Origin of the sequence: Streptomyces sp. MK7 (assembly GCF_032658145.1) — a bacterium.
Taxonomy (GTDB): Bacteria; Actinomycetota; Actinomycetes; order Streptomycetales; family Streptomycetaceae; genus Streptomyces; species Streptomyces spiralis.
This window is the reverse complement of record NZ_JAVACL010000002.1, coordinates 205,138-231,473: the sequence shown is the minus strand read 5'-3', so window position 1 is coordinate 231,473 and position 26,336 is coordinate 205,138. Positions and strand designations below refer to the sequence as shown.

At 71.3% G+C, this 26,336-nt stretch carries 25 protein-coding genes and 5 pseudogenes; 17 read left to right on the top strand and 13 right to left on the bottom strand.

All coding sequences use genetic code 11. From position 1 onward, the window contains the following. The first annotated feature begins 162 nt into the window (after positions 1 to 162). Positions 163 to 864, top strand: a complete 702-nt coding sequence (locus R2S09_RS03780) for a 2'-5' RNA ligase family protein (protein WP_316739745.1) — start codon at positions 163 to 165, stop codon at positions 862 to 864. Positions 865 to 969: 105 nt separating this feature from the next. Here R2S09_RS03780 and R2S09_RS03775 read toward each other — a convergent pair whose 3' ends face one another. Both R2S09_RS03775 and R2S09_RS03770 read right to left on the bottom strand, forming a co-directional pair. After that, complete coding sequence (locus R2S09_RS03775; RefSeq protein WP_316739744.1) at positions 970 to 1,164, bottom strand: helix-turn-helix transcriptional regulator; 195 nt, start codon at positions 1,162 to 1,164, stop codon at positions 970 to 972. 293 nt (positions 1,165 to 1,457) lie between these two features. Continuing rightward, positions 1,458 to 1,655, bottom strand: a complete 198-nt coding sequence (locus R2S09_RS03770) for a hypothetical protein (RefSeq protein WP_316739742.1) — start codon at positions 1,653 to 1,655, stop codon at positions 1,458 to 1,460. A gap of 210 nt (positions 1,656 to 1,865) precedes the next feature. Here R2S09_RS03770 and R2S09_RS03765 point away from each other — a divergent pair. Further along, positions 1,866 to 2,492: pseudogene (locus R2S09_RS03765) on the top strand (ATP-binding protein); the annotation flags it as partial. A gap of 33 nt (positions 2,493 to 2,525) precedes the next feature. Here R2S09_RS03765 and R2S09_RS03760 read toward each other — a convergent pair. The 3 genes from R2S09_RS03760 to R2S09_RS03750 form a co-directional block, all read right to left on the bottom strand. Further along, on the bottom strand, positions 2,526 to 3,173 hold the full coding sequence (locus R2S09_RS03760) for a hypothetical protein (protein WP_316739740.1): 648 nt from the start codon (positions 3,171 to 3,173) through the stop codon (positions 2,526 to 2,528). Between the two features lie 234 nt (positions 3,174 to 3,407). After that, positions 3,408 to 3,851: a hypothetical protein gene (locus R2S09_RS03755; RefSeq protein ID WP_306193183.1), complete on the bottom strand. Its 444-nt coding sequence runs from the start codon at positions 3,849 to 3,851 to the stop codon at positions 3,408 to 3,410. Between the two features lie 424 nt (positions 3,852 to 4,275). Further along, positions 4,276 to 5,133 (bottom strand): 3-hydroxybutyryl-CoA dehydrogenase, encoded by an 858-nt coding sequence (locus tag R2S09_RS03750; protein WP_316739737.1) that lies wholly within the window; start codon positions 5,131 to 5,133, stop codon positions 4,276 to 4,278. A 214-nt stretch (positions 5,134 to 5,347) separates the two neighbouring features. Between R2S09_RS03750 and R2S09_RS03745 the strand changes: the two genes are divergently transcribed. After that, positions 5,348 to 6,610 (top strand): family 10 glycosylhydrolase, encoded by a 1,263-nt coding sequence (locus R2S09_RS03745; protein WP_316739735.1) that lies wholly within the window; start codon positions 5,348 to 5,350, stop codon positions 6,608 to 6,610. A 2-nt stretch (positions 6,611 to 6,612) separates the two neighbouring features. Here the strand turns inward: R2S09_RS03745 and R2S09_RS03740 are convergent, their stop codons facing one another. Then, a complete protein-coding gene (locus R2S09_RS03740) occupies positions 6,613 to 6,816 on the bottom strand; it encodes a DUF1918 domain-containing protein (protein ID WP_030182915.1) in 204 nt (67 codons plus the stop codon). Between the two features lie 121 nt (positions 6,817 to 6,937). Further along, positions 6,938 to 7,234 (bottom strand): annotated as a pseudogene (locus R2S09_RS03735) (EamA family transporter); the annotation flags it as partial. Between R2S09_RS03735 and R2S09_RS03730 the strand changes: the two are divergent. The 3 genes and pseudogenes from R2S09_RS03730 to R2S09_RS03720 form a co-directional block, all read left to right on the top strand. Further along, a pseudogene (locus R2S09_RS03730) lies at positions 7,224 to 7,441 on the top strand (hypothetical protein); the annotation flags it as partial. The pseudogenes R2S09_RS03735 and R2S09_RS03730 sit on opposite strands and share 11 nt — an antisense overlap. 18 nt (positions 7,442 to 7,459) lie before the next feature. Then, complete coding sequence (locus tag R2S09_RS03725) at positions 7,460 to 7,918, top strand: GNAT family N-acetyltransferase (RefSeq protein ID WP_306190216.1); 459 nt, start codon at positions 7,460 to 7,462, stop codon at positions 7,916 to 7,918. Between the two features lie 74 nt (positions 7,919 to 7,992). Next, positions 7,993 to 8,586 (top strand): histidine phosphatase family protein, encoded by a 594-nt coding sequence (locus tag R2S09_RS03720; RefSeq protein WP_306190215.1) that lies wholly within the window; start codon positions 7,993 to 7,995, stop codon positions 8,584 to 8,586. Here R2S09_RS03720 and R2S09_RS03715 read toward each other — a convergent pair. Continuing rightward, positions 8,568 to 9,014, bottom strand: a complete 447-nt coding sequence (locus tag R2S09_RS03715) for a DUF6314 family protein (protein WP_306190214.1) — start codon at positions 9,012 to 9,014, stop codon at positions 8,568 to 8,570. The two genes, R2S09_RS03720 and R2S09_RS03715, sit on opposite strands and share 19 nt — an antisense overlap. Before the next feature lie 80 nt (positions 9,015 to 9,094). Between R2S09_RS03715 and R2S09_RS03710 the strand changes: the two are divergent. From R2S09_RS03710 to R2S09_RS03670, 9 genes and pseudogenes are all read left to right on the top strand, one after another. Beyond that, positions 9,095 to 9,620, top strand: a pseudogene (locus R2S09_RS03710) (alpha-N-arabinofuranosidase); the annotation flags it as partial. Positions 9,621 to 9,870: 250 nt separating this feature from the next. Further along, positions 9,871 to 12,537, top strand: a complete 2,667-nt coding sequence (locus R2S09_RS03705) for a YfhO family protein (RefSeq protein ID WP_316739730.1) — start codon at positions 9,871 to 9,873, stop codon at positions 12,535 to 12,537. A 20-nt stretch (positions 12,538 to 12,557) separates the two neighbouring features. Beyond that, complete coding sequence (locus tag R2S09_RS03700) at positions 12,558 to 13,508, top strand: glycosyltransferase family 2 protein (protein ID WP_306190212.1); 951 nt, start codon at positions 12,558 to 12,560, stop codon at positions 13,506 to 13,508. A 95-nt stretch (positions 13,509 to 13,603) separates the two neighbouring features. Next, positions 13,604 to 13,990: a GtrA family protein gene (locus tag R2S09_RS03695; RefSeq protein ID WP_316739729.1), complete on the top strand. Its 387-nt coding sequence runs from the start codon at positions 13,604 to 13,606 to the stop codon at positions 13,988 to 13,990. Positions 13,991 to 14,034: 44 nt separating this feature from the next. Continuing rightward, positions 14,035 to 15,063, top strand: coding sequence for an N-acetyl-gamma-glutamyl-phosphate reductase (gene argC, locus R2S09_RS03690; RefSeq protein ID WP_306190210.1), 1,029 nt, complete (start codon positions 14,035 to 14,037; stop codon positions 15,061 to 15,063). After that, a complete protein-coding gene (gene argJ / locus R2S09_RS03685; protein WP_306190209.1) occupies positions 15,060 to 16,211 on the top strand; it encodes a bifunctional glutamate N-acetyltransferase/amino-acid acetyltransferase ArgJ in 1,152 nt (383 codons plus the stop codon). Before argC ends, argJ begins: the two co-directional genes overlap by 4 nt. Before the next feature lie 162 nt (positions 16,212 to 16,373). Further along, positions 16,374 to 17,303: an acetylglutamate kinase gene (gene argB / locus R2S09_RS03680; protein WP_306190208.1), complete on the top strand. Its 930-nt coding sequence runs from the start codon at positions 16,374 to 16,376 to the stop codon at positions 17,301 to 17,303. Next, entirely contained in the window at positions 17,300 to 18,496 is a 1,197-nt protein-coding gene (locus R2S09_RS03675; RefSeq protein WP_316739728.1) for an acetylornithine transaminase, read from the top strand. The genes argB and R2S09_RS03675 overlap by 4 nt, the downstream gene beginning before the upstream one ends. Before the next feature lie 7 nt (positions 18,497 to 18,503). Further along, positions 18,504 to 19,055 carry an arginine repressor gene (locus R2S09_RS03670; protein WP_306190206.1) on the top strand — a complete coding sequence of 184 codons (552 nt, stop codon included), beginning with the start codon at positions 18,504 to 18,506 and terminating at the stop codon, positions 19,053 to 19,055. A gap of 202 nt (positions 19,056 to 19,257) precedes the next feature. Here the strand turns inward: R2S09_RS03670 and R2S09_RS03665 are convergent, their stop codons facing one another. From R2S09_RS03665 to R2S09_RS03645, 5 genes and pseudogenes are all read right to left on the bottom strand, one after another. Next, complete coding sequence (locus tag R2S09_RS03665) at positions 19,258 to 20,058, bottom strand: FAD:protein FMN transferase (RefSeq protein WP_316739726.1); 801 nt, start codon at positions 20,056 to 20,058, stop codon at positions 19,258 to 19,260. Position 20,059: 1 nt separating this feature from the next. Continuing rightward, a pseudogene (locus R2S09_RS03660) lies at positions 20,060 to 20,530 on the bottom strand (FMN-binding protein); the annotation flags it as partial. Positions 20,531 to 20,557: 27 nt separating this feature from the next. After that, positions 20,558 to 21,940: a ferredoxin reductase family protein gene (locus tag R2S09_RS03655; protein ID WP_316739725.1), complete on the bottom strand. Its 1,383-nt coding sequence runs from the start codon at positions 21,938 to 21,940 to the stop codon at positions 20,558 to 20,560. 61 nt (positions 21,941 to 22,001) lie between these two features. Continuing rightward, entirely contained in the window at positions 22,002 to 22,532 is a 531-nt protein-coding gene (locus R2S09_RS03650; protein ID WP_316739723.1) for an FMN-binding protein, read from the bottom strand. A gap of 7 nt (positions 22,533 to 22,539) precedes the next feature. Beyond that, complete coding sequence (locus tag R2S09_RS03645; protein WP_316739721.1) at positions 22,540 to 23,892, bottom strand: ferredoxin reductase family protein; 1,353 nt, start codon at positions 23,890 to 23,892, stop codon at positions 22,540 to 22,542. A gap of 153 nt (positions 23,893 to 24,045) precedes the next feature. Here R2S09_RS03645 and R2S09_RS03640 point away from each other — a divergent pair, with 153 nt between their 5' ends. Together R2S09_RS03640 and R2S09_RS03635 are read left to right on the top strand one after the other, a co-directional pair. Next, positions 24,046 to 24,795, top strand: coding sequence for a response regulator transcription factor (locus tag R2S09_RS03640; protein WP_306190201.1), 750 nt, complete (start codon positions 24,046 to 24,048; stop codon positions 24,793 to 24,795). A 17-nt stretch (positions 24,796 to 24,812) separates the two neighbouring features. Beyond that, positions 24,813 to 26,336, top strand: coding sequence for a HAMP domain-containing sensor histidine kinase (locus tag R2S09_RS03635; protein ID WP_316739719.1), 1,524 nt, complete (start codon positions 24,813 to 24,815; stop codon positions 26,334 to 26,336).

Sequence of the window (26,336 nt, the reverse complement as noted above, 5' to 3'; positions counted from 1 at the left end):
CCGGTGAACTTCACGCCACTGCGGCAGCCTGGCATCAGGTGCCGGCTGTGAGGGACTACGCCGAGTCCCTACGACGCTGGCACAACGCTCCCTTGACCCAAGCGGTGACCAACTCTGCCAAGATGGCACTCTCGAGCGATAGCCGTAAGAGAAGGGCACCGGGTGCTGCTCAGTCACGACACCAGCGCGTTTCCTTCCGCCCCGCCGCCGGACATGGCTGACCCCAAGGCCATCGCGGCACACGACTGGGCGGCCTTCGACCGAGTGGAGGAGATGAGCAACCACTGGGACCGGCGTGGGTGGACTCCGTCGACGCGCGCCTATTACTGGATGCTCGTCTTTCCCGCCGGTTCGGCGCTCGCCGAGCACGCTCGACACTGCCAGGACAAGATCCGGGACCTGAACTTCGACTCCGTCGATGCCGATGGCCTGCATCTGACCCTTGGCCGGATCGGCACGATCGAAGAAGTATCGCTGGAGCAACTGGACACGCTCCTCGCCACCACTGCCGCGATGCCGACAGGCCGGTTCCGGCTCCAGGCCGTACCCATGACCGCGTCCCGCGGTGCGGTCCGCTACAGCGTTGCCCCGTGGACTCCGGTGCTTGACCTGCACTCCCAGTTGTCCGACACAGGGGCGCAATGCCAACTGCCTTTCAGGAAGCCGACCGCGGCACTGAGGCCACATATCGGCATCGCGTACTGCAACCGCCCGACGGACGCCAGCATCGTCCGGGAGGCGATCCGCCCGCTCCGCGACATCGACAGTGTCAGCGTGCCGGTCGACCACCTACATCTTGTCGAGATGCGCCGAGAAGACCGGGCCTATCGCTGGCGTGTCATCGATCATGTGGACTTGGTCTGAGCGCATCCCCTGAAAGCAGAGGTCAGCGCAAGAGTGCCGGCGCGGCGTGCCTGACTTGGCCGTACTGCGGAGCACTGCACGTGGGACGGGCCTTCCACTACTCGCTTACGCACGCGCGTCAGGCCACTCGTCGGACTCATTACCCGCACCGTTCGGCGTTCGGAGCATGGGGCCGGTGAACTCCGCTGGAGTGTTGAGTCCCGTGAGCAGTTCGACGATCTTGTCGATGTTCGTCAGCCGTCGCGCGCCTGACTCCAGCATGGACAGGAAGGCCTGGCTCAGCCCGGAGAGCTTGGCCATGTCGCACTGCCGTAAGCCGCTGACTGTACGCACGAGCTGGCACAGCCTGCCGAAGTCGCGAGCGACCAGAGCTTCCTGGACGTCGGCACGAGCCCATACGGCGGGCGGTACGCGGGGAGCCGGTGCAGGTTGATGCCGTGTCGCGCGTGCACAACCGCCGCAGTAATGGTCCTCGTTGTATCGGCTGAGTAGACATTGGCAGCGCCGACACCGGCGGGTGCGCTGGCCCAGATCTGCACCGGAAGCCCGATCAAGGAGCGCAGAATCTCCGGGACCGGGGGCCGCTGTCGCGATCACAGTCTCAGTCCCGACAGCAGGTACGCGACCGACGCCGTGACGTCCTTCACGAAAGGCCCTATGTTCTGAGTCCCGGCCAGGTAGAGGCCGAAAACAGCACAGACCAAGGCGTGCCCTGCCTTCAGCCCGCCTCCGCGGCATGAGAAGACGATCACGATGCCGAGGATCAGCAGGACAGCAACGTCGACAGCCACTGCGGAGCCCCTCCGAACTCGTACGGATAGTGGAGACCGAGGCGGGCGAGCAACGACCGCGTCAGTGTGACCATGACAGCGGCTCAAAGGTCCACGGAGTATCACGAGCTGTTGCCGAAGTTGCTCATCGAATGCTCATGGGCTTGTGACCTGACTTTTCAACATCCGCTATCACACGCGTTCGTGAGAGGCTGACCTAGGCTCCGGATCATGACCAGGGATGGGCAGGCGGTAGGCGAAGTGGGGAAGAGTCGCCCGGGGTGGCGCCCGGACAAGCTGAGACAGCAACGGGAAGCCCACGGTTTGACGCTCGAAGGGGCGGGCGAGCAACTACGTGAGGTGGCCCGGGCCGCAGGGCTCACAGTACCGGCCGCCAACTTCCAGACTCTTTGGCAGCACGAGCAGGGTGAGGTCTACCCGGGACCGCACTACCGCCGCGCGTACTGCCTGCTCTACCGCGCGACCGAGCCCGAACTCGGCTTCCGCAACGCTCTTCCCGACGAGGCCAGGGCGCTCAGGTTCACCGCGTCGACCGAGCCACACAACGGAGCCCATGTGCTGGCTGTGGAGCGAGCCCTGCTCCAACTCTCGCCCGGTACGGAGGACACGGACGGGCAGGGCGTGCAGCAGCGCATCCTCGACGCCTGGAAGCGACGGCACACCGGTGGTGACCCGAACAAGCCGACACTCATGATGGTCGGTGGTTACGCGGGCAGCGGTAAGTCGGAGTTCGCGCGCTTCATATCCCAGCTCACCGGCTGGCCCGTCCTCGACAAGGACCCGATTACGCGCCCCCTCGTCGAGCGGCTCCTCGTGGAGATGGGCAGCGATCCGAATGTCGACGATCACGTAATTCCCCAGGGGACGTGGTCACGTAATTCCCCAGCCCCTGGGGTCGGCTTCAGTTACTTGGTCGGGGGCTCGGTGGTTCCCTTCGGCCGCTTGTTGGGCCGGTAGCTGGGGCCGTTCATGATGACCTGGTGGCTGGAGTTGATCAGCCGGCACCATCACGAACGCCCAGATCCGGTGACGTTTCCCGGTGGCCGGGTTGATCCACCGCCCCAGGAAACCGTAGTCGATCTGGGCCTCCGAGCCCGGCTCGACGTTCTCCCGTAGCACCGTGACCTTCGACCGGGCCGCCTCCTCTGGCAGGTTCTCGTGCACCCAGCGGCGGAACGTCGACAACGACACCTTCAACTTGCCTTCATCCCGTAGCCGTTGATGGATCGTGGTGACCGTCGTGGTCTCCAGCAGCTGCTTGACGTAGTCGCGGTGCGGCTCGATCTCTCCCCACCGGACCTGGTTCAGCCTCCGGCCGACCAGCTCCGGGAACCAGCTCTTGAGCAGCTTGGCCCAGTCCGCCTCGCTCATGGGCGGCCCGCCGGGGGTGATCCCGGCCGCCTCCGCCGGCGCCAGATACTTCCTGATCGTCTTGCGGTCCACCCCCAACGAGGCGGACACCTGACTCTTCGACCGACCCGCGTACCAATGCACGTAGATCTCGACAATGTCGACCACGGTGAATGTTCTCCTTGCCATCCGGTGCGTCCGTCGACCTCTCGGCTCGCAGGTCAAGGGACCGCAACGGCTCCGAGAGGCCCAGACCCTCAACCCGGGCACCGGCATGCCCATGGGGAACGCGACCGATTCGCAAGGAAGACCTAAAAGCTGCCCAAACCACCTGAAACAGGGAATATCGAAGACTGTCCTTGCGGCCCAAGACCGGCGGCAGCGGTTGAGAATCGTGAGCCGTCAGGCCGACGGCAGAGCCGCCGGCGACCTGCTCGCCGCCCCGGCAACCGCGCGGTGCAAGGGCACCGCGAACGCAACAACGAACAAGCCGAAGACGGTGATGGGCAACAGCCAGAGCAACTGCGCAGGGTCGTCCCTCAGCCAGTGCCGATTGCCCCACCAGTTCGCGCTGACGTCCAACACCATCACGGCACTCGCCAGCCAGATCCCTTCCCGCCGCACAAGCCCCACCAGCACGGCAGCCAACGGATCGAGGATCACCAAGCTGACGAAGAACACCTGCACAGAAACCTGATGAAACGCTGCATAGGCACAGATGCCGCCACGCACCAGATCGGCGACGTGAGAACCGGTGCCCTCAATGAGGCCGATCAAGTACACCGCGAGAACCCATCTCACCCACAACGGCTGTGCGCTCCACCGTTCCCGCAGCTCAAACCCCATTGCGTCACCCTAGACGAGCGCCCGAGCCTCCGCGGATGAGATGGCATCGTCGGCGGATCAACAGCACCGTTCTCACGCCGGTCCCAGCGCGGTCAGCAGCACCATCGATGGTCAGCGCCCCGGTGGGGAATCGCGGCCACGGGAGTGGGGAATTGCCTGACGCTGATCATGCAGATCATGGGGAATTGTCTGACCGTCGACAGACAGCTTCGAAAGACATAAAACCCCAGGTCGGAGCCTATTTGGCGTCGGTGGATGCCGCTCACCAGGCCGTATCTCCGTGCAGTCCAGATGGGCAGGGCGAGGACGCGCGGATGAGGACCTCGCGGGCGCCGCGAGAGCCCCCCACGGCAGCGCCGCCATGGGTGCTGGTCCGGCTGAAGTCGTCCTGGAACAGCGCCACTTGGCGGCGTCGCCGCACTCGCTAGTAGGTGTAGAACCCCGACCCGGTCTTCCGCCCCAGCCGGCCGGCGTCGACCATGCGCTGGAGCAGCGGGGGAGCGGCGTACAGCGGCTCCTTGTACTCGTCGTACATGCTCTGCGCCACCGAGGCGACCGTGTCCAGGCCGATCAGGTCCGACAGCTTCAGCGGGCCCATCGGGTGGGCGCAGCCCAGCTCCATGCCGTTGTCGATGTCCTCGCGGCTGGCGATGCCCGACTCGAACATCCGGATCGCGGAGAGCAGGTAGGGGATCAGCAGCGCGTTGACCACGAAGCCGGAGCGGTCCTGGGCGCGGATCGCGTGCTTGCCGAGCACCTTCTCGGTGAACAGCTGCGCCCGGCTCAGCGTGCCCTCCGAGGTGGTGAGCGCCGGGATCAGCTCGACCAGCTTCTGCACCGGGGCGGGGTTGAAGAAGTGGATGCCGATGACCTGGTCCGGCCGCGCGGTGGCGACCGCCAGCTTCACCAGCGGGATGGAGGATGTGTTGGAGGCCAAGATGGCGTCCGGCCGGGTCACCACCTGGTCCAGGACCTGGAAGATCTCCGTCTTGACCTGCTCGTTCTCCACCACGGCCTCGATCACCAGATCACGGTCCGCGAACTCGCCGAGGTCGGTGGTGAAGCTCAGCCGCGCCTGCGTCGCGTCCCGCTCCTCCTCGGTGATCTTGCCGCGCTCGGCCGCCTTGGCCAGGGAGTTGAACAGCCGGGCACGGCCGAACTCCAGGGCCTCGCCGGTGGTCTCGGCGACCTTCACGTCCAGACCGGCCCGGGCGCACACCTCGGCGATTCCCGCGCCCATCTGGCCGCAGCCCACCACTCCGACGCGTTCGATGTCGGTCACATCGTCCCTTTCCGTTGTATGCGCGACACCGGCGCGCTCTTGGGGCGCGCTCGCAGGCGCTGATCTACGGCGTGGGGCAGGCGGTCCATGTGAGCGGTGCCTGCTCCGATCGTGCACGTTACCCCTGTCGCAGCGATGATCGATCGCCCGGGTCGTGCATGCTGAGCCCGTACACGATCCGTGACGGCGCGGATCCACGGCGTGCGGGGAGCCCGTGACGAGCCGAGTGACGCGACGGGCGTTCACCGTCGCCGCCCTGACCACCTGGGCGATCGCGCAGGCGGCCGCCGCGGCACCGGCCGCACCCCAGCCACCGGGCGCCTCCCGCACCCGCCGCCCCCGCACGGCCGTCGCCGAGATGCGCGGCATGTGGCTGGCGACCGTGACGAACCGCGACTGGCCCTCGCGCACCGGCCTCGGCGTGGCCCGGCAGCGCGGAGAGCTGACCGCCCTGCTCGACGCGGCGGTGCGCCGCCGGCTCAACACGGTGATCTTCCAGGTGCGCCCCACCGCCGACGCGCTGTGGCCCTCGCCGTACGAACCGTGGTCGCAGTGGCTGACCGGCACCCAGGGTGAGGACCCCGGCTGGGACCCGCTCGGCACGGCCGTCGAGGAGGCGCACGCCCGCGGACTGAAGCTGCACGCCTGGTTCAACCCGTACCGCGTGGCCCTGCACGCCGACCCGTCCCGGCTGGTTGCCTCCCACCCGGCCCGCAAGCACCCCGACTGGGTCGTGCCCTACGGCGGCAAGCTGTACTACAACCCGGGCCTGCCCGAGGTCCGGGCCTTCGTACAGCAGGCGATGTCCGACGCCGTACGGAGGTATCCGGTGGACGGCGTCCACTTCGACGACTACTTCTACCCCTACCCGGTGGCCGGCGAGTCCTTCGACGACGACGCGGCCTACGCCCGCCACGGCCGCGCCTTCGCGAGCCGGGCCGCCTGGCGGCGCGACAACATCGACCGCCTCGTGCGCGAGACGGCCGCCCGCATCCGGCGGCTGCGGCCCGGCACCCAGTTCGGGATCAGCCCCTTCGGGGTGTGGCGCAACGCCTCGACCGACACACGCGGCTCGGACACGAAGGCGGGCGTCCAGACGTACGACGACCTGTACGCGGACACCCGCAGATGGGTCCGGGAGGGCTGGATCGACTACATCGTCCCGCAGCTGTACTGGTCCATCGGCCGGCCGGCCGCCGACTACGCGAAGCTGGTGCCCTGGTGGGCCCAGGTCGCGCGGGACAGCCGTACGAAGCTGTACGTGGGGGAGGCGCTGTACAAGGCGGGCGACGCGACGCAGGGCACGGCCTGGCGGAACCCGGACGAGCTGTCCCGCCATCTCACCCTGGCCAGGACGTATCCGGAGGTGCGCGGACAGGTGTTCTTCGCCGCGAAGGACGTCGCCGCGGACCCGTCCGGGGCGATGGCACGGGTGGTCGCCGACCACTACCGGCAGCCGGCGAACCCCCCGCGCTGAGGCTACTTCGACCTTTGCTTCTTCTCCTCGTGCCGGACCTGGCAGTCGGGGCCCGGTGACATCACGGCTTCGTGCCCGTCCGGGAAACGGACGCGGTACGGAGGGTTGCCCTCCTGGCCCATGACCTCGACGACCTCGCTGACCTGGTCGTGCTGGCCGACCACTCGGCCGTGCTGGACGAGCTTGTCGCCCACGGTTGCTCGCATCTGCAGGGCCTCCTCACCACATGCGGGAGCAGCGTCCTCGGCTTCGAGTCTACGGCGCGGAGCGCGGCCGGAACCGGTGAAGCGGCCGGGGCCGGTGTGCGGTCGGAACCGGTGGCGTCGGTCAGCCGCGCGCCCGCTGGGTGACGGCGATGCAGACGAGCACGGCGACGGCCGTCAGCGCGGCGGCCGGCGTCGGATGCTCGCCGAGCAGCAGCACCGACCACACCAGTGTGAGCAGGGGCTGCGCCAGCTGCAACTGGCTGGCCTTCGGGATGCCCACGGCCGCCATGCCCCGGTACCAGACGACCAGCCCGAGGAACTGCGATCCGGCCGCCACCCACAGCAGCCCCGCCACGCTGTGCCACCCCAGGTGCACCGGCTCGTACGCCAGCGCCAGCGCGGCACCGGGCACGGCCAAAGCCGCCCTGACCGCCGCCAGCCTGCGCGCCGGCGTCGCCCTCATCCCCGGGCGCCCCTACTTCAGCGCCGATCCCCGGCCCCCCACCTCCGCCTGAGCTTCGCGGCGGTCGCCGGCACGGCGGAGATCACGGAGGGGGTACGCCGGCTGCGGGCGGCCTGCGACGAGGTGCTCCCGGCGAAAACCCCTCGACGCCCGCTCCCGTGACCTGGGAATCTCTCGCCCATGACCGACACGCCGACGTCCAGGACCGAAACGCCGAGCCTCGCCGAGGGCTACGAGATCTCCGCCGACCCCGCCCGCATCGACGTCGAGCGGGTGCACCGCTGGCTGTCCACCGACGCCTACTGGGCGCTCGGGCGCTCACGCGACAAGCAGGAACGGGCCATCGCCGGGTCGCTCAACTTCGGGGTGTACGAGGTGGTGTCGGGGCGCCAGGTCGCCTGTGCGCGGGTGGTGACCGACCTGGCCTCCTTCGCGTGGCTGTGCGACGTGTATGTCGACCGCGCGGTGCGCGGCAAGGGCATCGGGACGGCGCTCGTGGGGGCCGTACGCGAACACCTGCGGCCGTACGACCTCAAGCGCGTCCTGCTCGCCACGCACGACGCGCACGGGGTCTACGAGAAGCTCGGTTTCCGCCCGCTCGAACGGCCGGACCAGTGGATGGCGCACTATTTCGACTGAGCGGCACCGCACGCCTCAGAACTCAGGGCTCGTCGCCCCTTGACCTGCTGACACAAGAGGATCACCATCACCGCATGCCACTGAGGGTGACGTTCGTGGCCGCCGCACGCAGTTCACCGCTGCTCGCGGAGCGGTTCGAGGACGACCGGCCGCTGGACCAGGCGGGCTGGGACGAGGTCCAGCGCGTCGCCGGAGAGCTGCTGGCGCTGGCGGCGGCCGAGCTGCGCTACTGCTCGCCGACCCCGCGCAGCCGGGCCACCGGCGATGCCCTGGGGTACGCCCCGCTGGTCCAGCTCGCGCTGCGGGACTGCGACATGGGCCGCTGGCGCGGGCTGACGCTGGGCGAGGCGATGGCCCGCGAGCCGCAGGCCGTGGACGCCTGGCTCGCCGACCCGCGCTCGACCCCGCACGGCGGGGAGTCCCTTCTGGCCTTCATCGCCCGGGTGGGCGGCTGGCTCGACACCCGGCCGGTGGAGGACGGCGGCCGGATCGTCGCCGTCGCCGAGCCCTCGGTGATCCGCGCCGCCCTGGTCTACGCTCTGAAGGCCCCGCCCTCGACCTACTGGAACATCGACGTCCGCCCGCTGTCGGCGACCACCGTCAGCGGCCGCTCCGGCCGCTGGAACCTCCGCCTCGACGGCGCCTGCGCTCAGCCCTCGCGCACATAGTCGGTGGTGAGCACCAGGTCCTTGGCCGGACCGCCGACCCGCCACACCGACCGCCAGCGGCCCGCGTCCCGGACGGTGAACTCGCCGCGGTAGAGATCGGCCGCGCACGGGTGCTCGGCCACGTACCGCCCCGTCGTCAGATCCAGCAGATGGAAGGGCCGCCCGTCAGCGAACCGCACGTCGGCCGTCCCCGGCACGCTCCCCGGCAGGAACCGCAGCGTACGCGTCGCGGGCCGGGACACGCCCCGCCAGGTGAATGTCCCCGACTCCTCGTGCAGCAGCCCGCCGCCGGCCAGGGCGCTGAAGACGGTGACCCCCGCGAAGCGCCCCGTGTCACCGCTCGTCAGGTCCCGGACCTCGCGCTCCACGCGCCACCGCCCGGCAAGGTGGGCCAGTACGTCGGCCACCGGCTGGAACTCGACCTCCATCACCGTGCCCTTCGTCGTGGTCGCGGTTCGCGATCGAGCTTACGGGGTGCGTTGTCGGCCCATTGACGTGCTCATACCGCTTCCCTATCGCCTTCGGCGTCAAGGACACCGGGAACTACTACTGGTGGAACCTCGGCGGCCGGAACAACACCCGGACCGCGGTCGAGCGGGCGTGGACGGCGGCAAGTCCACACTGATCGCCAAGCCGGGCTCGATCGAGACCGGCCGCGCCTACGACATCGACATCAAGGTGCGCGGCCGCCAGGTCACCCTCTACCTCGACGGGCAGCAGTGGGGCGGCTTCGCCGACGACAAGCCGGCCGAGCCGTTCCGCCAGGTCGTCACCCGCGACGCGAGGACCGGCGAACCGATCGTCAAGGTCGTCAACGCCCAGTCCCCGGCCGCCCGTACTGCGGTCGACCTGGGCGGGGCGAGGGTCGTTTCCGGGGCCGAGGCACCACGCCGGCCGCCGCGCCCGACGCCGTCAACACCGAGACCGCCACGCCTGTCGCGCCGGTCACGTCCACCGTCACCGGCGTCACCGACCGCTTCACATACACCTTCCCGGCGAACTCCGTCACCTTCCTGCGGATCAGGCGGAAGTAGCCCCGGCTCCTTAACCCCCGCATCATGCTCGGGACGCGTTCCGTTTTCCTTTCGGTGAACGGAGTGCGTCCCGAATTGTTTCGGCGCACCCCGCGCGTATTCGTCATTCATCATTCGTCCACCGTTCACCGAAGGTGCCCCAACCATGGGGAAATACGCCCGGTCTAATCGGTCGAACCAAAAGCGCACCGGGAGTGACGTCCCCACAAGAGGCGCTGTACGTACCGAATTCCCTGGGGGCCCGCCGAGAATGGATCGCTCAACCCTGCGCGGCAGACCGCGACAGGCCGCCGCACTGCTGGCCGCGGCCATCACCGTCACCGCGTTCTGCGCGGCCGACGCCGTCGCCCGCAGCTATCCCTTCGGCCCGCGCACCCGCGCGGTCAACGACCTGGGCAACCAGTACGTGCCGTTCCACGCCCATCTGTGGGACCTGCTGCACGGCCGGGCCGACGGCGGCCTGCTCGTCAACTGGCAGTCCGGGTTCGGCTCCAGCTTCCTGCCCGACCTCGGCACGTACCTGAGCAGCCCGTTCGCCCTGCTCGTGGCCCTGTTCCCGAGGAACGAGATCGACCTCGCGGTCTATGTGGTCACCGTCCTGAAGACGGCGTGCGCCGGCGCCGCCATGGCCTGGCTGCTGCTCAGGCTGCGTCCCGGCCGCTGGTGGGCGGCGGGGCTGCTGGGCGCCGCGTACGCCCTGTGCGGCTGGTCGCTCGCCGACGCCTCGTACAACCCGATGTGGCTCGACGGCCTCATCGCCCTGCCACTGCTGTGCCTGGTCGGCGAATGGGCACTCACCGGACGGCACCGGCTGCTCGGCGTGCTGATCGTGGCGCTGGCGTGGATCGCCAACTTCTACACCGCGTACATGGCCACCATCGGTGCCGGCCTCGTCCTGCTGCTGCGGCTGTGGCTCTCCGGTCTCCCGCGCCGGCGGGCGCTCGCCGCGGCGGGCCGCGCCGGGGTCACCGTCGCCCTGGGCGTCGGCCTGGCCGCGCCACTGGTCACGGTCATCTACTTCGGCACCCAACACGCCTACCCGGGCCGGGTCACGCACTTCGCCCCGGTCGCCACACAGGACCTGCTGGCCCGCCTGCTGCCGACGACGTACGGATTCGGCAGCCCGGCGCTCTTCGTCGGCACCACCGCGCTGCTGCCGGCCCTCGCCCTGCCCTTCCACCGGGCGGCCCCCGTACGGGTGCGCGCCGGGTGGAGCCTGCTGACGGTCGCCGTCACGCTGTCCATGCAGTGGACGCCGACCCATCTGGCCTGGCACGCCTTCACCACCCCCAACGGCAGCCCCTACCGGCAGACGTTCGTGCTGTGCGCGCTGCTGGTGATCGCGGCCTGGCACACGCTGTCCTACGGCGTGCCCGACCGGCGCGCGCTGACCGCGGCCGCCGCGCTGCTCGCCCTCATCGCCGCCGTCGCGAGCCGCAGCGCTCTGGTGCGCTCCTTCGCCTGGCCGGTGCTGTCGCTCGCCGCGGTCGGCGCACTGGGCGGGCTGGTCCTGCTCGGCCTCGACCGGGCCGGCGGGTCCGCCGAGGGCGCACCCGCGGCGGGGAGGCGCCGCCGGCTGCTCGTCGGCTCCGCCGTCGTCCTCCTGGTCGGCGCCCAGCTGGGCGAGGCCACCGCCACCTCCGCCGTGGCCACCCGGCTGCGGCTGGACCACCTGGACGACTACGCGCCCTGGGGGAGCCGGCAGCAGCGTCAGGCGGACGCGATAGCCGAGGCCGACGGCTGGCCCGCCTACCGCACCGACCCAGGCCGGGAGCAGACCGTGGGCAACGACCCGATGGTGGTGGGCGGCCAGGGCGCCCAGTACTACAGCAGCCTCACCGCCGACGTCCTCAGCCGCACCCTCACCGCCCTCGGCGACGGCTGGACCTCACGCGGCCGGAACATACAGAGCCTGGACAACGCCGTCACCGACGCGATCTTCTCCGTGGGCGCCCGGGTGCACTCCCCGCCGGACCAGCACCAGAGGTGGAACCCCCGCGACCGCAGTCCGGTGACCGTGTCCCGGCAGGACGTGCCGCCCCTGGTCACCGTCCGGCCGTCCACCTCGCCCTCCGCCCGCACCGGCGTCTCCGCCTTCGGGCCGTCGCCCTACCGCAACCAGGAACTCCTGCTGGGCACCCGCGTCTACACGGTGCCCCCGCTGACCGTGCGCACCGGCGACGGCGGGCAGCCCGCCCGGGCGGCCGGCGACCGGCCGGGCGTGGTGATCGAGGCCCCCCGCACGAAGGCAGCCGCCGCACACCGGCCGACCGTCGCGGCCCAGTGCCCGGCCGGCAGCGAGGTCTACCTGTGGGCGCCGCACTTCTCGGGCACCGCCCGCCTCACCGCGACCCCGGCCCGCCCGCTGACCGGACGGTTCACCTCCGACGCCGCCAAGATCGCCGCCATGCAGCGGCTCGGCACGGCCCCGCCGTCCGGCCGGGTACGGATCGAGTTGTCGCCCACCCGGACCGGCAGTGTCCCGGACGGCGCGGTCGGCTGCCTGGACACCGCGCGGCTGCACGACGCCGTCCAGCGGCTCAAGACCACCGGCGCCACCGACGTGACCGTCTCCGACGGCACGGTGCGGGCCCAGCTCCCGGCCGGCAGCAAGGGCACCGCCGTCCTCGCCGCTCCCCGGATCGCCGGCTGGCGGTGCGCCGCGGGCAGCGCCCCGGCCGCACCCGCCGAGACGTACTACGGCCTGATCGCCGTCCCCTTGGACGGCTCCGCCACCAGCGTCACCTGCACCTTCCACCCGCCCGGCCTGCGGCTGGGCGCGGCCGTCGGGGGCGTCTCGCTCCTGACCCTCGTCCTGCTCGGCACCGTCACCGCCGTCCGCGGACGGCGGGCCGCACACCGCACCGCGCTCCGCACCACCACACGCCCGCGCGAGCGCACCACCAGCGCCCTCTGACCGCGCCCCCGGAGAGAACCATGCTCATCTCGATCGTCGCCCCCTGCTACAACGAGGAAGACGTCATCGAACGCTTCCACGCCGCCGTGCAGAAGGTCGCCGACGACCTGCTGCCGCTCGGCCACGACATGGAGTTCGTCTACGTCGACGACGGCAGCCGCGACCGGACGCTCAGCCTCCTGGAACAGCTCGCCGACCGCGACCCGCGCGTCCGCTATGTCTCCTTCAGCCGCAACTTCGGCAAGGAGGCCGCCCTGCTCGCCGGTCTGCGCCACGCCTCCGGTGACTCGGTGGTGGTCATGGACGCCGACCTCCAGCACCCGCCGGAGCTGATCGGGCGCATGGTCGAGCTGCGCGGCCAGGGCTACGACCAGGTCCTCGCCCGGCGCAGCAGGCGCGGCGACCGGTTCACCCGCACCCTCACCGCCCGTCTGTACTACCGGCTGGTCAACCGGCTCGTCGACGTCGAACTGGTCGACGGGGTGGGTGACTTCCGGCTGCTGTCGCGGCGCGTGGTGGACGCGGTGCTGGCCCTGACCGAGTACAACCGCTTCTCCAAGGGCCTGTTCGCGTGGGTGGGCTTCCCCAGCACCACCTTCGAGTACGAGAACGCCGTACGCGAGCACGGCCGCAGTTCCTGGACCCTGAAGTCCCTGCTCAACTACGGGCTCGACGGGCTGCTGTCGTTCAACAACAGGCCGCTGCGCGCCGCCCTCCACCTCGGCATGGCCCTGCTGACGTGTGCCGGGCTCTACACGGCGTGGATCGTGGGCGCCGCGCTCGTCAACGGCGTGGAGACGCCAGGATATGTCACCATCATCACCGCCGTCACCGCGCTCGCGGGGGTGCAGATGGTGATGCTGGGCGTCATCGGGGAGTACACCGGCCGGATCTACTACGAGGTCAAGGGACGCCCGCACTTCCTGGTGAAGGCGACCAACGTGGAACGGACGAAGGACCTCATTCCCTGATGCGTACCGCGACGACCCGCCCGACGCCGAGGCGGATGTCCAGACAGACGCCGAGAAACACGCCGAGAAACAAGCCGAGACAGATGCCGAGACAGATGCCGAGACAGATCGCGACCTTCGCCGTGGTCGGCGTCGTCAACACCGGCACGTACTACGGCCTTTACCTGCTGTTCCTCACGCGTTTGCCCTACCTCCTGGCGCACGTTCTCGCGTTCCTGCTCAGTATGATCGGTTCCTTTTTCCTGAACGCGCGCTTCACCTACCGGACCCGGCCGACCTGGCGGAAATTCCTGTTGTTCCCGCTGACGAACGCCGCGAATTTCGTGATCACCACGGCCGGTGTGTACGTGATCGTCGACATGCTGCACGCCGGCAGCCGGTTCGCCCCCCTGCTCGCCTCGGCGGCCGCGATCCCGGTGACCTTCGTGGTCTCCCGCTGGATCATGCTGCCCAAGGCCGACCCCGCGGAGGAGATTGCATAAACGTGCAGCGATACGTATAGTCATGCCATCGAGGAGGAGGGTCCATGGCTGTACGTGTGGCGGTCGCCGGAGCGAGCGGATACGCGGGCGGAGAAGCACTGCGTCTGCTGCTGGCGCACCCCGAGGTCGAGATCGGCGCGCTGACCGGCAACTCCAACGCCGGCCAGCGGCTCGGCGCGCTCCAGCCGCACCTGCTGCCGCTGGCCGACCGGGTGCTCGCCGAGACCACCCCCGGGGCACTCGCCGGGCACGATGTCGTCTTCCTCGCGCTGCCGCACGGCCAGTCCGCTGCCGTCGCCGAGCAGCTCGGCCCCGACGTCCTGGTCATCGACATGGGCGCCGACTTCCGGCTGAAGGACCCGGCCGACTGGGAGCGGTTCTACGGCTCCCCGCACGCCGGCACCTGGCCCTACGGCCTCCCCGAACTTCCGGGTGGCCGCGCTGCGCTGGAGGGGTCCAAGCGCATCGCGGTGCCCGGTTGCTACCCCACCGCCGCCTCCCTGGCCCTCGTCCCGGCCTACGCCGGCTCCCTCGTCGAGAACGAGGCCGTGATCGTCGCCGCCTCCGGCACCTCCGGGGCGGGCAAGGCACCCAAGCCCCATCTGCTCGGCTCCGAGGTCATGGGCTCCATGTCGCCGTACGGCGTCGGCGGCGGCCACCGGCACACCCCCGAGATGATCCAGAACCTCAGCGCGGCCGCGGCCGCGCCGGTCACCGTCTCCTTCACGCCCACCCTCGCGCCGATGCCCCGCGGCATCCTCGCCACCTGCAGCGCCAGGGCCCGCGACGGCGTCACCGCCGAGTCCGTGCGCGCCGCCTACGAGAAGGCCTACGCCGACGAGCCCTTCGTCCACCTCCTTCCGGAGGACCAGTGGCCCGCCACCGCCTCCGTGTACGGCTCCAACGCCGCGCAGATCCAGGTGGCGTACGACCCCGCCGCGCACCGCGTCATCGCGATCAGCGCCATCGACAACCTGACCAAGGGCACCGCGGGCGGTGCCGTGCAGAGCATGAACATCGCCCTCGGACTTCCCGAGGAGACCGGACTTTCCACGATCGGAGTCGCACCGTGAGCGTCACGGCAGCCAAGGGATTCCAGGCGGCGGGCATCGCCGCCGGGATCAAGGAGAACGGCAACCCGGACCTGGCCCTCGTGGTCAACAACGGGCCCCGCCGCGCCGCCGCGGGCGTCTTCACCTCCAACCGCGTCAAGGCCGCGCCGGTGCTGTGGTCCGAGCAGGTCATGAAGGGCGGCCAGGTGTCGGCCGTCGTGCTCAACTCCGGCGGCGCCAACGCCTGCACCGGCCCCAAGGGATTCCAGGACACCCACGCCACCGCCGAGAAGGCCGCGGAGGTCCTCGGCAGGGGCGCCATCGAGGTCGCCGTCTGCTCCACCGGCCTGATCGGCGTGCTGCTCCCGATGGACAAGCTGCTGCCGGGCGTCGAGACGGCCGCCGCCCAGCTCTCCGAGCACGGCGGCGAGAAGGCCGCCATCGCCATCAAGACCACCGACACCGTCCACAAGACCTCCGTGGTCACCAAGGACGGCTGGACCGTCGGCGGCATGGCCAAGGGCGCCGGCATGCTCGCCCCGGGCCTGGCCACCATGCTGGTCGTCCTCACCACCGACGCCGACCTCGACGACCAGACCCTGGACCGGGCCCTGCGCGCGGCCACCAAGGTCACCTTCGACCGCGTCGACTCCGACGGCTGCATGTCCACCAACGACACCGTGCTGCTGCTCTCCTCCGGCTCCTCCGGCATCACCCCGGAGTACGACGAGTTCGCCGAGGCGGTCCGGCAGGTCTGCGACGACCTCGGCCGGCAGCTCATCGGCGACGCCGAGGGCGCCTCCAAGGACATCAAGGTCGAGGTGATCAACGCGGCGAGCGAGGACGACGCCGTGGAGGTGGGCCGCTCCATCGCCCGCAACAACCTCCTCAAGTGCGCCATCCACGGCGAGGACCCCAACTGGGGCCGTGTGCTCTCCGCGATCGGCACGACCGGGGCCGCCTTCGAGCCGGACCGGCTGAACGTCGCCATCAACGGCGTCTGGGTCTGCAAGAACGGCTCCGTCGGCGAGGACCGCGAGAAGGTCGACATGCGCTACCGCGAGGTCCACATCCTGGCGGACCTCGCGGCAGGCAGTGAGTCTGCGACCATCTGGACCAACGACCTGACGGCCGACTATGTCCACGAGAACAGCGCGTACTCGTCTTGACGTGCCCGCTTGGTTGTCGCGGGTCCCCGTCGTCGCCGACGAGGGTTCCTGTTTCACCGGCGACTGCTCGCCCCGGACGAGTCCGGGATGAGTCTTACATCGCCTCCGCAGGCCAACACCGCCCGCCCGGCGGCTGGTCCGAGATCCTTCCGAAAGTCGGCTATGACGGTCAATCACCCACAAGAGCGAAAGTCCCCGACTCGTAAGCACACGGCCCTGCCGAAGGCACAGATCCTCATCGAGGCGCTGCCCTGGCTGACCCGGCACCACGGCAAGATCGTCGTCATCAAGTTCGGCGGCAACGCCATGGTGAACGAGGAACTGAAGTCCGCCTTCGCCCAGGACGTCGTCTTCCTGCGGCACGCCGGCCTCAAGCCGGTCGTGGTGCACGGCGGCGGCCCGCAGATCAGCGCCGCCCTCGACAGGCACGGCATCGTCAGCGAGTTCAAGGCGGGCCTGCGGGTCACCACCGAGGACGCCATGGACGTCGTACGGATGGTGCTGGCCGGGCAGGTGCAGCGCGAGCTGGTCGGGCTGCTCAACCAGCACGGCCCGCTCGCCGTCGGCCTCACCGGCGAGGACGCGCACACCATCACCGCCACCAAGCACACCCCCGAGATCGACGGCGAGCCGGTCGACATCGGGCGGGTGGGCGAGATCACCGACATCGACACGGGCGCCATCGAGGCGCTGCTCGCCGACGGCCGCATCCCGGTCGTCTCCTCCATCGCCCGCAGTCAGGACGACGGACATGTCTACAACGTCAATGCTGATACGGCGGCTGCGGCACTCGCTGCGGCACTGGGCGCCGAGACCCTCATGGTCCTCACCGACGTCGAGGGCCTCTACGAGGACTGGCCGGACTCCGACGAGGTGATCAGCCGGCTCACCGCGTCCCAGCTGGAGAAACTGCTGCCGGAGCTGTCCTCCGGCATGGTGCCGAAGATGGAGGGCTGCCTGCACGCCGTACGCAACGGAGTGCACACCGCCCGCGTCATCGACGGCCGGGTCCAGCACTCGATCCTGCTGGAGATCTTCACCGACGAGGGCATCGGCACCATGGTCGTGCCGGACGAACAGGGGGAGTCATGAGCAACCAGGAGCTGACCGTGCGGTGGCAGGGCGCGCTCATGAACAACTACGGCACCCCGCGCCTGCCGCTGGTGCGCGGCGAGGGCGCCAAGCTGTGGGACGCCGACGGCAAGCAGTACCTCGACCTCGTCGGCGGGATCGCGGTCAACGCGCTCGGTCACGCGCACCCGGCCGTCGTCGAGGCCGTCAGCCGGCAGATCGCCTCCCTCGGCCACGTCTCCAACCTCTTCATCGCCGAGCCGCCCGTCGCCCTCGCCGAACGGCTGCTCCAGCTCTTCGGCCGGGACGGCAAGGTCTACTTCTGCAACTCCGGCGCCGAGGCCAACGAGGGCGCCTTCAAGATCGGCCGGCTGACCGGGCGCACCCACATGGTCGCGACCCAGGGCGGCTTCCACGGCCGTACGATGGGCGCCCTCGCGCTCACCGGCCAGCCCGGCAAGCAGGCCCCCTTCGTGCCGCTGCCCGGTGACGTCACCCACGTCCCGTACGGCGACGCGCAGGCGCTGGCCGCCGCGGTGACGGAGGAGACGGCCCTGGTGATCGTCGAGCCGATCCAGGGCGAGAACGGGGTCGTGGTGCCCCCGGCCGGCTATCTCAAGGCGGCCCGGGCGATCACCGCGGCCACGGGTGCCCTGCTGGTCCTGGACGAGGTCCAGACCGGCGTCGGCCGTACCGGGAACTGGTTCGAGTACCAGGCCCACGAGGGAGTCCTGCCCGACGTGGTCACGCTCGCCAAGGGGCTCGGCGGCGGGCTGCCGCTCGGCGCCACCGTCGCCTTCGGACGGGCCGCCGAACTGCTCCAGCCCGGCCAGCACGGCACGACCTTCGGCGGCAACCCGGTCGCCTGCGCCGCCGGGCTCGCCGTCCTGGACACGATCGCGGACGAGGGGCTGCTGGAGAACGTCAAGCGGCAGAGCGAGAAGCTCCGGGGCGGCGTCGAGGCCCTCGGCCACCCGCTGGTCTCCCACGTCCGGGGCGCGGGCCTGCTGCTGGGTATCGTGCTCACCGGGCCGCACGCGCCACAGGTGCAGCAGGCGGCCCAGGAGGCCGGGTTCCTGGTGAACGCGCCCGCCCCGGACGTCGTACGGCTGATGCCGCCGCTGAACCTCCGCGACGACGAGGCGGACGCCTTCCTCGGGGCGCTGCCCGGCGTCCTGGACGTGGCCGACGGGGACGGACGATCCGGAGAATGAGACGACGATGAGTCAGGCACAGGACAACGGGTACGCCGACGCCGGGGCCACCGGTCCCGCCGTGCCGCAGACCCGCACCGCACGCCACCGCCGGATCGTGGACATCCTCAACCGGCAACCGGTGCGCTCGCAGAGCCAGCTGGCGAAGCTCCTCGCCGACGACGGGCTGAGCGTCACCCAGGCGACCCTGTCCAGGGACCTGGACGAGCTGAACGCGGTGAAGATCCGCAACACGGACGGCGACCTCATCTACGCCGTGCCGAGCGAGGGCGGCTTCCGCACGCCGCGCGCGCCGCTGGGGGAGTCGGCGAAGGAGGAGCGGATGCGGCGGCTCTCCCAGGAGCTGCTGATCTCCGCGGAGGCCTCCGCCAACCTCGTCGTCCTGCGCACGCCTCCCGGCGCGGCACAGTTCCTCGCCTCGGCGATCGACCAGGCCGAGCTCCAGGACATCCTGGGCACGATCGCCGGCGACGACACCCTGCTCCTGATCAGCCGCGACCCGACCGGCGGCCAGGCCCTGGCGGACCACCTGCTGCGCCTGGCCCAGAACGGCCACTAGCTCAGCTGCGGGCAGTCGTGCCTCCCCCAGTGCTTGACGCCTGGGAGGTACCCCGGGGCGGCACGGGCGGGCGGTGGGGGTGCCCCCGCGCGAGCGCATTCGAGCGTGGGGGAGGCACCCCGCACACTCGGTGAGCGCCCCACCGACCCCGCGGCACGACGGCGCGACAGGCCGACGCATGCACGCGGCCCGCAGGCGTGCGTCAACCCAGCCAGGCGGCCAACCCGTCCGTGCACCGCACCTCGTCCCCCGCCGTGATCAGCAGCGCCTCCACCTCCGGCAGCGCCTGCAACCAGGCCAGCCCCTCCCGCGAGCCCATCGCGAACGCGGCGGTCGCCCAGCAGTCCGCCCAGGTCAGCCGTGGCGCGACCACGGTGACCGACACCAGGTCGGTCACCGCCGAGCGGCCGGTGCGCGGATCGACGATATGGGCCCCCCGCTCGGCGGTCCCGGACGTGGCCACCGCCAACTCCTCCGCGCCGGCCGCCGAGACCACCGCCGCCAGGCCGCCGGTGCGCACCGGATCCGACACGCCCACCCGCCACGCCCGCTGCGCCTCCGGGGAGCCCAGCAGCTGCACGTCCCCGCCGCCGTTCACGCTCACCCCGGTCGCACCCGCCGCCGCGATCCGCCGGGCCGCCCGTTCGGCCGCCCAGCCCTTGACGATCCCGGTCGGATCCAGCCGCCCCTGGTAGCGCAGGCTGAACCAGCCCTCGCTGATCCGCTCCGCCTCGGCGCCCAGCTCCAGGACCTCCGCGACCTCCGGATCGCAGTCCGCCACGGTGAGTTCACCGCGCGCCAGCCGCGAGACCTGGCTGTCGTGGCGATAGGTGCTGAACCGCCTGTCGGCGCGGTGCAGCCCGGCGACCGCCTCGCGCAGCGCCGCACCGACCGCCTCGGGTTCCCCGCCGCGGACGTCGAAGGAGAAGACCGTCCCCATGACCTCCTCCGCGTGACGCACCGCGGCGGGAGCGTTCACCGGCTCCGCCACGGCCTCACCCATGGACCTGGTCCAGAGCCGACTGCAGCGACTTCCGGTAGCCGCCGCTGGTGTAGGTCGCCCCGGACACCGCGTCGATGTCCGCGCTCTGCGCGGCGACCGCCTCCTGGTTGAGTTTCGGGACCGCCATGGCGGTCTTCTGGTCGCTGAGACCCCCCTTGGGCGCCTGCACCGCCTCCGCCTTGACGATCTTCCCGCCGCTCACGGTCAGCCGGACCTGGACGGCGCCGTACTGCGTCTGGGCCGCGTCCCCGGTGACGGTCCGGGTGCCCGTGCGCTGGGCACCGCTGCCCCCCTGCGGCGACTCCTGCGCGGCCGCGGACGGCTGTGCCGCCGCCGTCTGCTGGGGGGCCGCGCCGACGGCCGAGGCGGAAGCCGGGCCGGAGGCCGGCTTCAGCGACAGCAGCAGCACGATCCCGGACACGGTGGCGGCGCCGGCGAGCACCGCGCGCCGAACGGGGTGGCTCTTCCTCATCGCGTATGAGCTCCTGACGTCCCGTCGCTACATCTCGAACGACTCGTGATGGATGCGGCGCGCGGGAACCCCCGCGCCGCGCAGTGCCTCGTACACCGACTGCGCGAAACCGGGCGGGCCGCACATGAAGACGTCGTGGCGGTCTATGTCGGCGATCTTCCGCCGCAGGGACTCGGCGGAGATGTCGGGGCGTTCGCCGTCGGGGCTGTTGACCGCGTACATCAGCCGGGCGCCGCGTTCGTCGGCGATCTTCGCCAGCTCGTCCCACAGGGCCAGGTCCTGGGTGCTGTTGGCCCGGTAGAGGAGGGTGATGTCACCGGCCGCGCCGGGCAGCGTCTCGAACAGCGCCCGCATCGGGGTGATGCCGACACCGCCCGCGACCAGCAGCACCTTGCCGCGGCTGCGCCGGGCAGCGGTCAGCGCGCCGTACGGGCCCTCCGCCCACACCCGGGTGCCGGGCTCGAGTTCGCGCAGCCGGGCGCTGTGGTCGCCGATCGCCTTGACGGTGATGCGCAGCAGATCCGGGCGGGGCGCCGCCGACAGCGAGTACGGGTGGGAGCTGAACCGCATGCCGGGCGCCAGGAACCGCCACCGGAAGAACTGCCCGGCCTCCGCGCCCATCCGGTGCAGCTTCCGGCCCCCGATCAGTACCGACACGATCCCCGGGGCCTCCTCGACGACCGCCTCGACCCGCATCCGGTGCTTCGTGTTCAGCCGGATCGGGGTGAGGATCCGGTACCAGACCACCAGCGCGGTCACCCCGCCGTACAGCCCGTACCAGAAGGTCTTGGCGACCGGTTCGACGGCGAAGTCGTTGCCGGTGGTGATCTGGTGCCAGAACGTCAGGAACACCGCCGCGTACGTGAACAGGTGCACGTGGTACCAGGTGTCGTACGGCATCCGGCGGCGGACCGGGCCGACGGACACCAGCCCGACGACCAGCAGCAGTCCGGTGCCGATGGCCGCCTTGCCCATGTCGGGCAGCTGGTCGACCGAGTCGATCGTCTGCCGGACGATGTCGCCGAGCGACCGGCCCGCCTGGAGCGCGTAGCCCCACATGGTCAGGAACACGTGTGCGAGGACGAGGCAGAGCATGTACCGGCCGCTCATCGCGTGCCAGCGGGCGACCCGGTCGGAGCCCACTCGCCGCTCCAGGGCGGGCACACGTGCCATCTGCAGCACGACCAGCGCCATCAGGTAGCCGGCGAGCAGGCCGGTGATGCGGCCCGCGTTGAGGATCTTGCCGTTCGTGTCGGCGATGGAGGGGGTGTTCATCCACCACAGCCAGACGACGCCCGCCGCGCCCGCCCCGACGGCGAGCAGCAGCGGCACGGCGGGGGAGCGGCGCGGCCGGATGCGGCGCATCGTCTGGCGCCGGGCGGCGCGGCCTCCTGCGAGCGTGGTGGTCACGGTTCCTCCGTGGGATTGGACCCTTGGCCGCCCACACATACGTGGCGCGTGCGCCGAGTGTTCACAGCCCGGCGGAGTCCAGTGCCGACTGGAGCGACTGGCGGTAACCGCCACTCGTGTACGTCGCTCCCGAGACCGAGTCGATGTCCGCGCTCTGCGCGGCCAGCGCCTCCCGCCTCAGCTGGGGGAGGGCGTAGCTGTTGATCTCCTGGTCCCGTGGGTTGTCCGTGGGGTAGGAGACGGCGGTCACGTCGGTGATCCGGCCGTTCTTCAGCGTGATCCGCACCTGGACCGGACCCCAGCGGGTCTGCACCGTCTCGCCGGTGACGGTCTTCGTGCCGCTGGAGCTGCTGGACCCGCTGCCGGATCCGCTGCTGGATCCGCTGCCGGATCCGCTGCTGGATCCGCTGCCGGATCCGCCGCCGGAGCCCGCGGAGGCACCGGCGCCGGCGGACGCGGCCGGGGCGGGCACCGCGGCGATCTCCGGCGGGGTGTGCGGCTTCAGCGACAACAGCATCACCAGCCCGGAGACGGTGGCGGCGCTCGCCAGGACGACACGGCGCAGCGGACGGTTCTTCTTCAACGCGTGCAACGGGGCCTCACAGCTCGAAGGACTCGTGGTGGATACGCCGGTCCGGCACCCCGGCGGCGCGCAGCACCTCGTACAGGTCCTGCGCGAAGGCGTGCGGACCGCAGAGGTACACGTCGTGCCCGGACAGGTCGGCGACGGACGCCCGCAGGGACGCGACGGTGATGGCGGGGCGCTCCCCGCTCGGGCCGTTGAGCGCGTACAGCACCCGGGCCCCGCGCCACCGCGCGATCGCCTCCAGCTCGCCCCCCAGGGCGAGGTCCCCCGCCGTGCGCGCCCGGTACAGCAGGGTGACCTCACCGGGAAGCGTCTCGAACAGCGCCCGCAGCGGGGTGATGCCGACACCGCCGGCGATCAGCAGCGACTTGTGCGCGGTGCGCCGGTCGGCGGTCAGCGAACCGTAGGGGCCCTCCGCCCACACCCGGGTGCCCGGCCGCAGCAGCGGCACGGCCGCGCTGTGGTCGCCGAGCGCCTTCACGGTGATGCGCAGCAGGTCCGGGCGGGGCGGCGCGGACAGGGAGTACGGCGTGGAGGTCCATCCCATGCCCTCGGCGAGGAACCGCCAGCGGAAGAACTGACCCGGCCGGGCCCCGAGTTCGTCCAGCCGGTGGCCGCGCACGACCACCGAGTACACCCCGGGCGCCTCCCGGTGCACCGACTCGACCCGCAGCCGGTGCCGCAGGTTGAGCCGCACCGGCGCCAGGACCCGGAACCACGCCACGAGGGCCGCGACGCCGAGGTACAGCACGTACCAGGCGGCCGTGGCCACGGTGTGGCCGTTGAACTGGTCGCCCAGCGCCAGCTGGTGCCCGAAGGCCAGGAAGACGGCGGCGTAGGTGAGCAGGTGCACGTAGTACCAGAACTCGTGGCTGGTGCGGCGCCGCACCGCGCGCGCCGAGGTGACGCCCACGGCGAAGAGGATCACCGTCCCCAGGGTGGCCTTCAGCATCTCCGGGTAGTCGAGGACGATCGAGAGCGCCTCGTGCCAGACCGAGGCCCGGTCCTGGGCCGCGTAGCCGAGAACGATCAGCACCACGTGCGCGACCAGCAGGCAGACCGTGTACCGGCCGGCCATCGCGTGCCAGCGGGCCACCCGGTCCGAGCCGACCCTCCGCTCCAGCAGCGGCACCCGGGCCATCAGCCCGACGAGGACCGCGCAGGCGTATCCGCACAGCAGGCCCGCGATGCGTCCCGCGCCGGTCAGCAGGCCCGCCGAGCCGACGACGGAGGGGGTGCCGTACCACCACAGGCCGACCACCCCGGCGGCCCCGGCCCACAACAGCGCCAGTACGGCACCGGCCGGGGAACGCCGGGGCACCACCGGGACGGGCGGTGCGGCCCGTCGCTCGTACACCGTGGTCATCTGTCGTACGTCCTTTCACCGGTCCAGGACGCCACTGTGCGGGCCGAACCTCTGAAAGAGCTCTGAGAACGGGGGCCGCGGCCACCACTCACAGAAAACTCAGAGGCACCTCACGCACCGCCCCGCCGCGCGACCGGCGATGCTGGAAGAGCCATGAACGCATCCCGCCCGGCCGCTCCCGGTCTCCCCGTGCTCACCCGACCTGACGGCACCCCCGTCCGGGTCCTGGTCGTCGACGACGACCCGGACCTCGCCGAGGTGCTCTGCGGCGCCCTGCGCTACCAGGGCTGGGAGGTCGAAGCCGCCGGTGACGGCGCCACCGCCGTCGCCCGCGCCCGTGAGCTGCGGCCCGACGCCGTCGTGCTCGACGTGATGCTGCCCGACACCGACGGCTTCGCCGTGCTGCGGGACCTGCACGCCGTGCGCCCTGACGTCTGTGTGCTCTTCCTCACGGCGCGGGACGCGGTGGAGGACCGCATCGCCGGGATCACCGCGGGCGGCGACGACTACGTGACCAAGCCGTTCAGCCTGGAGGAGGTGGTCGCCCGGCTGCGCGGGCTGCTGCGCCGCGCCGGGATGGCCCGGCAGCCGGACGACGGCCCCCGGCTGACCGTGGGCGACCTGGTCATGGACGAGGACGCGCGCGAGGTCACCCGGGCCGGGGAGCTGATCGAGCTGTCCCCGACCGAGTACGAGCTGCTGCGCTTCCTGATGCGCAACCCCCGCCGGGTGCTCAGCAAGGCACAGATCCTGGACCGGGTCTGGTCCTACGACTTCGGCGGCCGGGCCCACGTGGTGGAGCTGTACATCTCCTACCTGCGCAAGAAGGTGGACGCGGGCCGCGAACCCATGATCCACACGGTGCGCGGGGCGGGCTACGTCCTGAAGCCGGCGGTCCGGTGAGGGCGCGGCTCGCACGGGTGGCACGGCGGGCGGGGCGGCTGCCCCGGCCGCGTACGCTGCGCGCCCGGCTCACCTTCGGCCTGGTGGTACTGCTCGCCGTCGGCTGCGCCGCCGTCGGCGTGGCCGCGGTCGTCGAGCTGAACGGCTTCCTCATTGGCCGGCTCGACCAGCAGCTGGAGCAGACCGGACCGAGCTTCGCGCAGAGCCTGGAACACGGCACCGGCACCGGCACCGGCACCGGCACCGGCACGGGCAAGCCCTCCGACCACGACGGCGACGAACACGGCGACACCCGCCGCCAGGCCGCCGAGACGTTCGGCGCCCGGCTGCTGGGCGGCGCGGTGACCCACGCGGCGGTCGTCCCCTCCCGATCCCACCCCGACTTCGCCATCCCCCTCACCGCCGCCGACCGCGAGGCCCTGGCCACGCTGCCGGTGGACCGCCACGGCCACACCGTGCGCCTGTCGGCGCTGGGCGACTACCGGCTGGCCGCCTGGCCCGGCCGGGACGGCGACGTGCTGGTCACCGGGTTGCCGATGGAGCCGGTACGGGCCACGGTCCACCGGCTGGAACTGGTCGCCGGCGGCGTCTTCGGGCTCGCCCTGGCCGCAGCCGGAGTCGTCGGCGCCCTGTGGGTGCGCTGGTCGCTGCGGCCGCTGAGCCGGGTCGCGGCCACCGCCACCCGGGTCAGCGAGCTGCCGCTGGCCAGCGGCGAGGTGGCGCTGCCGCCCCGGGAACCCGAGGCGGACCCGCACAGCGAGGTGGGCCGGGTCTCGACCGCCTTCGACCGGATGCTCCACCACGTCGAGGACGCGCTCACCAAACGGCACGCCAGCGAGGAGCGGCTGCGCAGCTTCGCCGCCGACGCCAGCCACGAGCTGCGCACCCCGGTGGCCTCGGTGCGCGGCCACGCCGAACTCGCCCTGCTGCACCCCGGCCCGGTACCGCCCGAGGTGTCGCGCGCCCTGGAACGCATCGCCGCCGAGTCCGCGCGCATGGGCGAGATGGTCGACGAGATGCTGCTCCTGGCCCGGCTGGACGCCGGCCGTCCCCTGGAGCGCCGCCCGGTCGACCTCACCCGCCTGGTCCTGGACGCGGTGACCGACGCCCGGGCCGTGGGCCCGGGGCACCGCTGGGCGCTGGACCTGCCGGAGGAGCCGGTGACGGTGACCGGCGACGCCCACCGGCTTCAGCAGGTCCTGGCCAACCTGCTGGCCAACGCCCGTCTGCACACCCCGGAGGGTACGAAGGTGACGGTCACCCTGGAGGCCGACGCGGCCACGGCGGCCCTGTCCGTCCACGACGACGGCCCCGGCGTCCCGGAGGAGATCCGCCCGGGCGTCTTCGACCGCTTCACCCGCGCCGACCGCCGCCGCACCGGCCCCTCGGCCGGCGCCGGAGCCGGAGCGGGCCTCGGTCTGTCGATCGTGGCAGCGGTGACCGAGGCCCACGGCGGAACCGTGGAGCTGGAGAGCCGCACGGGTTCGACGACGTTCACGGTGCGGCTGCCGGGCGACGCGGTGGGCGGCGGCACCGGCTGA